The following is an 11697-nucleotide window of genomic DNA, read 5'->3' as shown; positions in this document are numbered from 1 at the left end:
CTTTATTTTTTAATTACACTTGGCACAGTCCTCGCTTTAATGCTCTCAGATAAACATTTTTATGAATAGGAGAGCACCATGAAACAGCGCAATAAATTTTGGTTGGCTATGACTGCGGCCGCTTCTACAGTCGCTTTAGTCGGTTGCAGCACCACTGATGGCAATGCTAATGCCGAAGCCAATGAAGAGTCTGAATATGAGCTGGTTCATATGAAAACCGATAAAGACGGTCATAATGTGAGTGCAGCTCAGTCGGGCTTTCACGCGGTGAAAAAAGACACCGACACCGATACCAATACACAGGCGGATTCGTCTGATGCTCAAGCTTATGACAACGCCGAACAAACACAATCACCAGAAAAGCCCAATCCGGCTTTGGCGGCTTTCCCTATCGATACCACTGTGCGTTTTGCTTTTGATTCATCGGAGCTGACCGGTAGCGCTCGCAATGAGCTTGCTGAGTTGGTGGAAACCGCTGAAAAGTTTGACGATGTAAGTCTGCGGGCAGAGATAGATGGCTATGCCGATGCCACCGGCCCCGATCAATACAATGAGACCTTATCGGATGAGCGCGCCAGCAGTGTCGCTGATTACTTAAAGTCTGAAGGGGTGCAGGTTACCAATTGGAACGTGGATGGTCATGGTGAGAGTAACCCTGTGGCTGATAACGGTACATCGCAAGGCCGTGAAATGAATCGCCGTGTAGTGGTGAAGTTTAATCTAGAGCAAGAGCGGGGAATGAATATCAGTGCGCGTTAATTGCGACGGCTAAATCAAGCCAATACTGAACGATTGCCCAAACCGGCGAGTTTTTACAAACTCGCCGGTTTGTTTTGCGTAGTGTAGGCGCGTTTTAGTTACCCCACAATGAGCCCAGCATACCCAGCAGATCGCCGCCGCCGTTGTTTCCGATATAACCCATGACGATCGGGGTAAATTGTTGGATTAAGGCCGGATCCATGCCCAGGCCTTCAAAAGCACTCTGCACACCATCCATACTTGTGATCTGATTGACCAGCTGTGAGGTCAGCCCGCCACTGCTACCCGTTGGTATAATATCACCCAGTAATGAGGCGTTATCACCCGATAAGTTATTTGCCGCCATTGCCAAAAGCGCTGAAGTGCCGCCTGCGGCTTGCTCTGAGCTAATATCCAATGAATCGGTCAGGCTCGACAGTAAGCCTGTGGGTAAGCTGCTTTCATTGTTTGAACCTAAAGCCTTATCGACATCACCCAAATCAAAGGCTTGAGCGTTCAGGGCAACAAACAATGATAAAAAAGCAATCAGTAATGGTTTCATTTCTACTCCATAGGGTAGCGAGCGGTTAGTATGCTCGCGGGTCATTAAGGTGGCAGTGCGCGCCACTCGTTCGAGGGGGTATTTTGCGCCCATGTGACCGGCTCTGCAATAATTTCCTTTACTCTCGGAGCCTCTAGAGCTTGCGATAAAGCGCCAGAAATGGCGGATGATTCATGTTAACCTTGCGTTTTTGCCGTTGTCTGGGTGGATAGATGTTGCGTTGTGTTTTTAGTTTGATGGTCTTGTTACTGATGCCCTTGGTGGAAGCCTCAGAGGTACAGTCTCCGCTTCGGTTGGCCTCGGTCAGTGCGGCGGTAAGCCCGCTCGGCAGTGATACCCCAGTATTCGCCAAGCGCGCTGACTGGGTGATGCCTATCGCCTCTGTGACAAAGATTATGACGGCAATGGTAGTACTGGATTCCGGTGCTGATTTAAACGAACGGCTAGAGGTCAGCAAGCGGCATTTTCCCGCTGCGGCCAATGCCTATTCGCGTATTCGTCCCCAGTCTCGCGCCCAACGCAAAGATCTTCTGCATATTGCCGTGATGTCGTCGGAAAACTACGCGGCGTATTTATTGGCACGCCACCACCCCGGAGGCTATGACGCTTTTATTAATGCTATGAATGAAAAAGCTCACAAGCTAGGAATGATGCATACTCATTTTGTCGACTCCAGTGGATTGTCTGAGCAAAATGTATCCACCGCTAATGATTTAATGCTTATGCTCAAGGCGGCTTTTCAGTACGATGTTATTCGTCAAATTAGCACCAGCTCCAAGCATGACGTTTGGTTTACCCAGCCGGGCTATTCGCTCTATTATGCCAATACCAATCCTTTAGTGCGCAGTTCACGCTGGGATGTACTGTTGAGCAAAACTGGTTATTTAAGTGAGGCGGGTCGCTGCTTAGTGATGGTGGCCAATGTTGAGGGCAAGCCCACCGGGTTTGTTTTTCTCGATTCGTTTGGCAAACGCACCCCTCTGGGGGATGCCGGTCGAACTCGTCGCTGGCTCAGTGGCACTGCCAGTGGCCAGGTGGCAACGGCCGCCGCGCGTTACGAGAAGGATAAAGCCGAGCAACTTTCTAAAGTGCAAGTTGCCACACAATAAAATGAGGCTCCTGCGTGGATGAAGTTGAATTAAAGCAGACTCTGCAACGGGCTCAAGCGCTCTATCAATCCGGTGATTGGCGCTTAGCGGGGCAACTGGCTCTGCAAGTATGCCAGCAGGTGCCCGACCAATCCGAGGCTTTACATTTACTGGGTATGTGCAGTTACCAAGTGGCACAGTACACCCAGGCGGCTCAGTGTTTTGCGCGTTTAGCGGCCCTCAACCCGAATAACCACAACGCCCTTTTTCTGGCAGGTATGGCCTTGGCGGCGGCAGGGGATTTAGTGGCGGCCGAACAATATTTAAGCCGCGCCACCGCTCAAAACCCAGAACATGTTGATGGCCACGTACACCTGGCAAAAGTGTTGTCGGGGCAGGGTAAGCACCAAGCGGCGATTGATGTTTTGCAACCGCTTTTCCAACGCCTGCCGACCCTGTTTGAGGTGCAAAGTTTACTGGCCGATTTATGGTTAGAGCTGGGTGATATCAACCGGGCCGAGACTCACTACTTACAGGTGTTAACAACAAGCCCCGAGTACGAATCGGCACTGGCCGGGCAGGCGCGGGTTTTACTGCGCCGCAATAACCCGCAGGCCGCGCAGGATCTGCTCGCCCACTGGCAAGATAATTTCGAGGAATTGTCGGCATCAAGTGTCTTGGTATTGGCTGAGGTGTGGGAAAAAAATGCTCAGGCCGAGCGTGCCATTGAGTGTTTAGAACGCCTGTGTCAAAGCGATAGGCTGCAAGGCGCAGACCGAGCTTTGGGTTTATTTACTCTGGGCAAAATACTGGACAAGCAGGCGGATTACGACCGAGCTTTTGCGGTGTATCGACAGGCCAACCGGGCGGCGGCTATTGGCTATCGCGCCGATGCAACGCAAACGTTTTTTGCTGCACTGCAAGCGGCGCTCGACGGTGCCGATTGTTTTCCGGCCAAACGTGAGCATGACACATTGAGTGTCGTGCCTGTTTTTGTGGTCGGGATGCCGCGCTCGGGCACCAGTTTAACCGAGCAGATTTTGGCCAGCCACCCGCAGGTGGAAGGCGCCGGTGAAACTCAAGGGGTAGCTCATCTTATTCAGTTTATGCAGGCGCAGGGCTATGGCTATCCGGAGGGTGTTGCACAACTAACCGCGCCTGATATCGCTCAAATGCGAGCGATTTATCAAACACATCTGCCCAATTCTACTGGGCAAAAAGTTTCAGTGATGATTGATAAAATGCCGGACAACTTTAAACATTTACTGTTGATTAGTCGGGTCTTTCCCGAGGCAAAAATCATACACGTCACGCGCAATCCTGTGGATACATGTCTGTCTTGTTATTTTCAGTACTTTTCCGGTGCCCACGATTACGCTTACGATTTGGCCAGCTTGGCGGATTATTACCAGCGTTATCAGGCGTGGATGCAGGCGCTGAAAACGGCGAATGTCGTGGCGTTACACACCCTGCAATACGAAACACTGGTGCAAGATTTTAAGCCTGTGGTGGCCGCGGCTTTAAATTTTTGTAACTTGGCGTGGGATGAGCGATGTGAAGATTTCTATCGCACCGGGCGGGCGGTAGCCACCGCCAGTTACGACCAAGCATCGCGCCCGCTCTATCAGGGTTCAATCGAGCGTTGGCGACATTATGATTCACACCTGGCAGAGCTTAAACCGCTGCTGGCATAAAGAGCCGAAGTTTGATTGTGTGCGGGGAGGCAGATGGATGCTTTAAATAACCTGCGGAACCAGCATTTTGCTTTGGCGTTGATACTCTGCATAGGGCTGGCCAAAAAAAGCCAAGCTTTCTTGCTCTTCGGTTTTCGCCGCCAGCCACACAAACACACAAACCCCGGTCAGTAAGCCTCCGGTTAACGGTGTTATGCCGTGTAGCAACAGACCAATCCCCAGCAGAATCAAAGACGCGTACATTGGGTGGCGTATATAGGCGTATATGCCCCAGGTAACCACTTGTTGGGTGTTTTCAAACGGAAAGTTTTCCGGCTGGTGGCGGTCGGTTACGCCGGCTTTTTGCAGCGCTTTATAGCCGAGAAAGGCCACCATCAAAGAAGCTAGGGTAAACCCGCCGGCAATGGTGCCAAGGGGTGAGAAGAAGTCCATCTCAGTGGGGTGAATATTGACTACGGCCAGAACCAGTAACAGCTCAAAAGCAAAGAAACGGTAAAATCCGTGGCATTTGGGATTGCGCAATTGGCGTCGACACAGCCAAGTGAGCGCCAAGCTGGTTACCACAAATATCCATAGGTAAGGGCTATCTGCCATGATGTTTATCCTTTATGACTGGCAACCAGTGCTGAGGGTAAAAGCGGCGAACTTTAGCAGATTGTGTACCGATGATTCAAGAAAATCAGCCAGTGCGGCTTAAGTGTTGTTTCAGGGAAAGGCAATATTGGCAGCCTCATCGCCTGTGTTAGAATAGAGTGATAAGTATTGTTTAGGCAGAGGCCGGAGAGAATATGTCAAAGAAATCACCGCTGGTGGTGGCTAACTGGAAGTTAAATGGCGGTACCGATCTGATCGCAGCGTCGGTTGCGTCCATTCGCAATCAAAACTTTAATGCCCGCATTGGTATTGCTCCACCTTATGTGTACATCAGTGGCTTGGTCAATGTACTGCGCAATTCCTCCATTATGGTTGGCAGCCAAAATATCAGTAAATTTGAATCTGGCGCGTTTACCGGCGAAACCTCCGCGCAAATGCTCAAAGAGGTGGGGTGTGATTTTTGTTTGATTGGCCACTCCGAGCGCCGCCAGGTTTTTTTGGAAAATAACCAGTCCTGTCGCACCAAGGTCGAGCGGGCGCTGGTGGCGGGTGTGATGCCTATTGTGTGTATTGGTGAAAACCTGCAGCAATACGAATTGGGGTTAACCCGCGATATTCTCTACCGTCAGTTGCACCAAACCCTCGATGGATTGGATTTGACCGGTGAAACTTTGTGTATTGCTTATGAACCGGTATGGGCTATCGGTACCGGTAAAGCGGCCAGCCCTGAGGTGGTGGCAGAGGTGCACGAATTTATTTACCAAGAGCTCGACGCTATTTTGGGCTCGGCCGCTAATGAGGTCAACATTCTCTATGGTGGCAGTGTTAAAAAAGACAATGCCGCCGAGCTGTTGGCGATTAATCATGTGGACGGTTTATTGGTAGGGGGCGCCAGCCTCGACCCGGAACATTTCGCGCAAATTTGTGCCGCGGCTAATCAGGTTGAAAGTTGACGGCGCGGTTAAAACTCATCGCGCAGTAACCGAATGGACTTAAACACCGCAAAGGGCGTGTCGCAAGGCATGCCTTTTTGTTTAAGTGCTTGATGGATTTCGGGATTATCCAGTAAAAAATAGGGGCTGTGCTGGCGCTGCTCAGCAATGTTTAACAGCGGGCGTTGCTCCGGGGTTAGGGATTCTAAATGCGCAAGCTTATCGTGCAGCTCGGTTTTATGGGGTTGTAGTGACAGCGCAAAGCGCAAGCCGATTAGATCGTAATCGTGAGCGGTCAGATAAACCGTTTCGCCGGGCAGCTCTGCCAACCATTGAATCGATTCGTACATTTTCTGATGTTGTCCCTGGCGCACCTTACCGATACCGTAATTGAACAGCATATCCCCCGATATCAGCAGGTTTTGCTCCGCGCTATAAAAAACATGGTGATGTGGGGTATGACCTTGCAAGTGTTTGATGCTAAAGCTCTGCCCGGCAAAGTGCAGTGTGTCGCTCCCGTTAAAACTCTGTGCGCTTTGCATTAAATGCGAAAAGGCTTTAGGCGCCCAAAGGGGAATGTTTAATTGGGCACTCACCTCATCGGCGCCACCGATATGGTCGAGGTCTTCGTGGGTGATCCAAATCGCCTCGGCAGTTAGGTTTTGGTTTTTGAGGTACTCCAGCGTTAAAGCCGCATCGGTGGGGTCGATGATCAAGGCGCGGTTGTGTTCGTCCAACAGGAAATAGTTGTAATTACGCAGAGGGTTATCGAGAAAGAATCGCGCGATACGGAGCATAAAAGCAGCCTTTGGGTCAGAGGCGTTGGTGTGATAAGGGCTGAGTCTACGCGCTAAAAAAGCGGCTGGCCAGCCTCGTTGAGCAGGCTGGTTGATGCGAGTGAGAGCAAATAAAGCTTGCCAGTAGCGAGTAAGTGCTTTAAATAGCACTACCCCGGCTGCGAGTGTGCAATGCCGTTAATGGCCGCGATAATGTGGCCCGCCTGAGGCACTGCCATGAACACCAGTTTTGCCACCGATATCGGTCAAACCAGCGAGCAAAGTGCCGCTTTGTTTGCCAAGGTGGCCTGTGATATACGCGAACGCGGTTACAGTATTTTACCCGAGGCCTTGCCTGAACCCTTAACCCGGCAATTATTACAGCAGGTGAGTAACCTCGATGAGACCGAGTTTGTCGCGGCCGGTATTGGGCGGCAGAGTGACTTTGTCCATGAGCAGAGAATTCGCAGTGACGAAATTGTCTGGATAACCGGAGATACTCCACCGGGCGCCCTGTGGTGCCAATGGACAGATCAGCTGCGCCTTATCCTCAATCGCCAGTTACTGCTGGGTTTGTTCTCGTTTGAAAGCCATTATTCCCACTATGCCCCCGGCGCCTACTACGCGCGCCACCTGGATGCCTTTAAAGGCGAGCGCAACCGGGTGTTATCCGTGGTGGCCTATCTAAACCCCGAGTGGGGCGATAACGATGGCGGTGAGCTGGTGCTCTACGCCAACCAAGAGGATGCAACCGGGGTGAAAGTGCGCCCGCAGCGAGGCACATTGGTGGTGTTTTTGAGCGAAGATTTTCCCCACCAGGTGCTACCGGCTCAACGCGATCGATATGCTATTGCCGGCTGGTTTCGCACCAATACCAGCACCGCGACACGTATTGACCCGCCGCGCTAAGAAATCAGAGTTTGCCTACTGAGACTTGGAAATTACGCACTGAACTGGCTTCTTTCCCGTCGTGTTATAAACTGGTGGTAAGCGTGGTATTTGACCATACTCATCAACGCGTCTAGAGGCGAGTATTTCACGGTTATGGCAAAGCAGTTAAACCCTTGGGTAGTCATGGTGTTGGCTCTCGTATTACTGGGCGGCCAGCCCAGCTGGGCCCAGGGCGTCAACCGAATGGTGCGTATTGCCGCTGAGGACAGCTGGCTCCCCTTTTCTGGCCCGCAAGGGCGGGGGTTGTCGCATCAAATCGCCGCCGAGGCCTTTGCGACTCAAAGGTACCAGCTGTTAATCCATGCGGCTCCCTACGCCCGTGCCTTGCGCATGGTAGAGCAGGGGCAGGTGGACGCCTGCTGGAATGTCACCCGACAGGCCAACACCGAGGCTCGCTTCCATTTTGGTACCGAACCGCTGTTACACGCCGGTGTTTCTTTTATTTATCGTGCCGACAATGTGCACCCTTATACCCAAATTGCCGATATACCCAATGGTACAAAAATTGGCGTCATTCTCGGATTTGAATACGGCGATGTCTTCGAAAGACACAAACATCGGTTTAAGATCCAGGCCGTACCCACACAAAAAAGCTTGTTATTGATGCTTGAGGCGCAGCGCTTCGATTTGGTCTTGATGTTTGATGAGGTGTTTGCTTTTAACCTAGATGCCTTGGAGTTAGACCCAGCCGCCTTTATCAAAGGCCGCAGTTTCTATCGCAGTGATATTTTTATTGCTTTTGATGCCTCTTCGCCTCGCTCTGTTGTTTTGAGTGATGCTCTGGATAAAGGGCTCAAGCACCTGCGCCAAACAGGGCGCTATGCCGAGATTATGAACGCTGCCGGTCGACCGGCCCTTCCCAGCCCCCTATAACATAGGGTGGGATAGGGTTTTGAGAGAGCCATAATACGGTGTGTTTTTTAGACCGAGCAAGATTAAGCGTAGACGGGGCGGCCGCACTTTGCTGTAATGGCACGTAAGTTCACATAATGCTACAGGAGTGCGTCCTTGAGCTTAAATACACGCTTTTTGGGGTTGGCCACTGCTTTAATTCTTTGTGCCGGTGGCGCCTCTTGGTGGGCCTACCAAACCCTTAGTCAGTCCATCATTGAGCGCTGGGGGCGGCAGGTCACTGAAATACAGGTGCGCTACGACAGCGCACGCCTGCTCAGCTCACTGGAGCGAGAAATTGGCTTGGCTAAACAGCTGGCTCGTACTCCTGTGCTTAAACAGTGGGCTCTTGAGCCTGATAACTCAGATCTTAAAACCCAGGCCATTCGCGAGCTCGAGAACTTCCGCGCCGGTTTTGGCGCTAAAAGCTATTTTATTGCCCTGACCGAAAATCGTCATTACTACTTTAACAATGCGCAAAATGATTACGCCGATGATCAATTTCGCTATATTTTAGACCCCGCCTCCGGCGACGACGCCTGGTTTTTTCAATTGGTAGAAGAGGGGCGAGATTTTCACCTTAACGTCAACCCAGATACTCAGCTCGGTGTTACCAAGCTGTGGATTGATGTGCTGGTGCGCTCAGAGGCGGGTGAGGTGGTGGCCATGGTGGGCACCGGCTTGAATCTGGACGCTTTCTTGCAAGATATCGTCGATATTGGTCAAGAAGGCATTACCACTCTGTTTGCCGATTATAACGGCGCAATTCAGTTGTATCGTGACCGTAACTACATCGATTTTGCCAGTATTATCAAACCCGAAGGGCAAAAGAAAACCGTGGATCTTTTATTCGAGCACTCTCAAGACAAACAAAAAATGTTGGGAATGCTGGCGCTGTTAAAAAAGCGTGGCGATGCACCGGGTTCAGTGGAAAGTGGCTTTGTGGTGATCGATGGCAAAAAGCATCTGGTGGGCGTGGCTTATCTGCCCTCTATTGGTTGGTTTGAAATCACCCTGTTAGATTTGAGCGTGCTGGTACCTAAAAGTTATTTTTGGCCGTTGGGGTTGGTATTTCTGGCAACACTGATAGTTACATTGACGGTATTTCACTGGGTTATTCGCTCGCGCGTACTCAAACCCGTGGTAAGTCTGGAAGCGGCAGTGCATCGGGTGCGGGAGGGCAACTATGACTTGCCGTATTTACCCAAGCCAGATAATGAAATTGGTCGTTTGGCCGATCATTTCGAGAAAATGACTGATCGCGTACGGCGCAATACCGAAGAGTTGGAAGCGCGGGTGGAACACCGCACCGAGCAGCTGCATAGGCAAGCACGCACCGATCCATTAACGGATTTAAAAAACCGGCGCGGTCTGGATGATATTTTAAATGAAATGATCGTGCGCGCCGAGCGCGAACAAGTGAACTTCGGCATTCTGTGGATTGATGTCGATCACTTTAAAAGCATCAATGATGAGCACGGCCATCAGTTTGGCGACGAGATTCTGCGCCGTGTGGCGCTTTGGTTGCGCGCCTCTATTCGGCCCTATGATCAAGTAGGGCGTTGGGGCGGCGATGAATTTGTCGTCGTGATGGGCCCCTGTGAGCACGCGGTCGTGATGCAAGCGGCCGAGCGAATCCGAGCGATGGTTGCCGAAGAAAGCGTGCGTACGGGCACCCCTTTAACGCTTAGTGTTGGTGCTCACTGGGGCTTGCCCGGGGAAAGTATCGACACCCTGCTGCATCATGCTGATATCGCTTTGTATCGCGCCAAAGGTAATGGCCGTAACAAAGTCGTGATTGATTAACAGCTGATCTTAGGTAAGTCTTGCCAGCAGGTGGTGTAGCTCGGCGAGCGGTAACTCTGGCGCATGGCCCATTTTTTACGCACGCCTTCCGCTGCGGTGTGTACGGTGCTACTGCCGTACTTGGTGTTAATACTGTCCATGACCTGCATTAAGGCGTTGGCTTTTGCCGGCTGGGCCGGAGTGAACATATCCGCCTGCAGGTAAGTTTTATCAACAATGTCCACCAGCCCCACGCCGGATTTTAAAAACTGATAACCCTCCTTAAACAAATGCGCTGCACCGCGCTGCGCCGCCGCGACAATTAAGCGAGTATCGTCAGTGGGGTAAGGTAATTGTAGTGTGCAGCTGCGGGCGTAGTGGTGCTGATCAAACGGGGAGGTTTGTAAAAACACGTGGAGTGTTTTGACCAAGTGCTGTTGGCGGCGCAGTTTTTCTGCGGCGCGGGTGGCATAGAGTGCTGTGGCCTGTAAAACTGGTGCTAATGTCGTGGCTTTTGCCCCAAAAGATCGGGTGCAGTAAATTTGTTTTTTTGCCGGCGGGACTTCATCCAAGGTCAAGCAGCTAATGCCGTTGAGCTCTTCAATGGTTCGCTCCAGACAAACCGAAAACCGTTGGCGCAGCCATTTTACATTGACTCTGGATAGCGCCCACGCATTGTGAATGCCCAAATGCCGCAGCTGCTTACCTAAGCGGCGGCCCACCCCCCAAATATCTTCGATATCCGCCCGTTGCAGCAGCCACTGCCGCTGTAAATCGTTGCTCACGACACAAACGTGTTCTAACGCCGGTATTTTCTTAGCAGCTCGATTGGCCAATTTAGCCAGAGTCTTACTACTGGCCATGCCCACACCCACCGGAATGCGCACATCGCGCCAAATAGCGGTTTTCATGGTATGCCCCAGCGCCTTTAGATCGCCATCGGCCGCCCAAGGGCGCACAAACACCTCATCGATGCTGTACACCTCCAGCTCGGCCGCATGGTGGCGCAAAGTAGTCACCACCCGGCTGGATAAATCGCCGTACAGGGGATAGTTGCTGCTAAATACCGTTATCTTATGCTGGCGCAGCAAATGCTCAACCTTCCAGACCGGTTCTAAATCCGGTATGCCCAGAGCTTTGGCCTCTTTGCTGCGGGCAACTATAAAGCCGTCATTATTGCTCAACACCACCACTGGGTGACCGCGCAGATCGGGGCGGAACACCTGCTCGCAACTGGCGTAGAAAGCGTTGCAATCAACCAGAGCAAACACGGTGATACCTAATGGATGCAATCACCACCCCCTCTATCACCAGCTCGTTATCGCCGGTGCAGGCAATGGGGGGGAAATCATCGTTGCCGGACAGTAGGCGCCCATAGCGTTTGTCCAGTACCTTGCAGGTTAGCTCGCCATTGAGTGCCGCAATCACCACATCGCCGTGGCTAGGCTCCAGCGAACGGTCTACCACCAAGAGGTCGCCATCGTAAATGCCCAGTTGTAACATAGAGTCTCCTTGGGCACGGGCGTAGTAGGTGGCAGCTGGGTGGCGTATTAAATGTTCATTTAAATCCAGAGGCTGCTCAATGTAATCATCCGCGGGGCTGGGGAAGCCTGCCCGCACCCGATGGGTGAATAGGTTAAGTGGTAGGTGGCTTAAGGGTTCGCTAACGGGTATCATTTTCATATT

The 11697-nt window shown here is 51.7% G+C and carries 12 protein-coding genes; 7 read left to right on the top strand and 5 right to left on the bottom strand.

The genetic code is table 11. The annotated features are described in order from the left end of the window. Nucleotides 1–78 precede the first annotated feature (78 nt). Nucleotides 79–759 carry an OmpA family protein gene (locus tag Q4526_RS14660; RefSeq protein WP_215977846.1) on the top strand — a complete coding sequence of 227 codons (681 nt, stop codon included), beginning with the start codon at nt 79–81 and terminating at the stop codon, nt 757–759. A 94-nt stretch (nt 760–853) separates the two neighbouring features. On the opposite strand, the gene Q4526_RS14655 is transcribed toward Q4526_RS14660, so the two are convergent. Beyond that, a complete protein-coding gene (locus Q4526_RS14655; RefSeq protein ID WP_215977845.1) occupies nt 854–1393 on the bottom strand; it encodes a DUF2780 domain-containing protein in 540 nt (179 codons plus the stop codon). A 119-nt stretch (nt 1394–1512) separates the two neighbouring features. Between Q4526_RS14655 and pbpG the strand changes: the two genes are divergently transcribed. Together pbpG and Q4526_RS14645 are read left to right on the top strand one after the other, a co-directional pair. After that, a complete protein-coding gene (gene pbpG, locus Q4526_RS14650) occupies nt 1513–2409 on the top strand; it encodes a D-alanyl-D-alanine endopeptidase (RefSeq protein ID WP_215977844.1) in 897 nt (298 codons plus the stop codon). 14 nt (nt 2410–2423) lie between these two features. Continuing rightward, the gene (locus Q4526_RS14645) at nt 2424–4082 is read left to right on the top strand and encodes a tetratricopeptide repeat-containing sulfotransferase family protein (protein WP_215977843.1); all 1659 of its coding nucleotides are present in this window, start codon (nt 2424–2426) and stop codon (nt 4080–4082) included. A 42-nt stretch (nt 4083–4124) separates the two neighbouring features. Here Q4526_RS14645 and Q4526_RS14640 read toward each other — a convergent pair whose 3' ends face one another. Further along, entirely contained in the window at nt 4125–4676 is a 552-nt protein-coding gene (locus Q4526_RS14640) for an isoprenylcysteine carboxylmethyltransferase family protein (RefSeq protein WP_215977842.1), read from the bottom strand. A gap of 194 nt (nt 4677–4870) precedes the next feature. On the opposite strand from Q4526_RS14640, the gene tpiA reads away from it, so the two are divergent. After that, on the top strand, nt 4871–5629 hold the full coding sequence (gene tpiA, locus Q4526_RS14635) for a triose-phosphate isomerase (RefSeq protein WP_215977841.1): 759 nt from the start codon (nt 4871–4873) through the stop codon (nt 5627–5629). 8 nt (nt 5630–5637) lie between these two features. On the opposite strand, the gene Q4526_RS14630 is transcribed toward tpiA, so the two are convergent. Next, nucleotides 5638–6405: an MBL fold metallo-hydrolase gene (locus Q4526_RS14630; protein WP_303603928.1), complete on the bottom strand. Its 768-nt coding sequence runs from the start codon at nt 6403–6405 to the stop codon at nt 5638–5640. Nucleotides 6406–6621: 216 nt separating this feature from the next. Here Q4526_RS14630 and Q4526_RS14625 point away from each other — a divergent pair, with 216 nt between their 5' ends. The 3 genes from Q4526_RS14625 (at nt 6622) to Q4526_RS14615 (ending at nt 10032) form a co-directional block, all read left to right on the top strand. Then, nucleotides 6622–7293, top strand: a complete 672-nt coding sequence (locus Q4526_RS14625; RefSeq protein WP_215977839.1) for a 2OG-Fe(II) oxygenase — start codon at nt 6622–6624, stop codon at nt 7291–7293. Between the two features lie 135 nt (nt 7294–7428). Beyond that, nucleotides 7429–8208: an ABC transporter substrate-binding protein gene (locus tag Q4526_RS14620; protein WP_215977838.1), complete on the top strand. Its 780-nt coding sequence runs from the start codon at nt 7429–7431 to the stop codon at nt 8206–8208. Nucleotides 8209–8343: 135 nt separating this feature from the next. Continuing rightward, nucleotides 8344–10032, top strand: a complete 1689-nt coding sequence (locus Q4526_RS14615) for a GGDEF domain-containing protein (RefSeq protein ID WP_215977837.1) — start codon at nt 8344–8346, stop codon at nt 10030–10032. Here Q4526_RS14615 and Q4526_RS14610 read toward each other — a convergent pair. Continuing rightward, nucleotides 10029–11303: a Y-family DNA polymerase gene (locus Q4526_RS14610; protein ID WP_303609678.1), complete on the bottom strand. Its 1275-nt coding sequence runs from the start codon at nt 11301–11303 to the stop codon at nt 10029–10031. The genes Q4526_RS14615 and Q4526_RS14610 overlap by 4 nt on opposite strands. Next, nucleotides 11266–11694, bottom strand: coding sequence for a translesion error-prone DNA polymerase V autoproteolytic subunit (locus Q4526_RS14605; protein WP_336623029.1), 429 nt, complete (start codon nt 11692–11694; stop codon nt 11266–11268). Before Q4526_RS14605 ends, Q4526_RS14610 begins: the two co-directional genes overlap by 38 nt. Nucleotides 11695–11697 lie beyond the last annotated feature (3 nt).

Source organism: Gilvimarinus sp. 2_MG-2023 (assembly GCF_030547685.1).
Lineage (GTDB): Bacteria > Pseudomonadota > Gammaproteobacteria > Pseudomonadales > Cellvibrionaceae > Gilvimarinus.
Note: the sequence above shows the minus strand (reverse complement) of the source record. Positions and strands in the feature narration are given on the sequence as shown.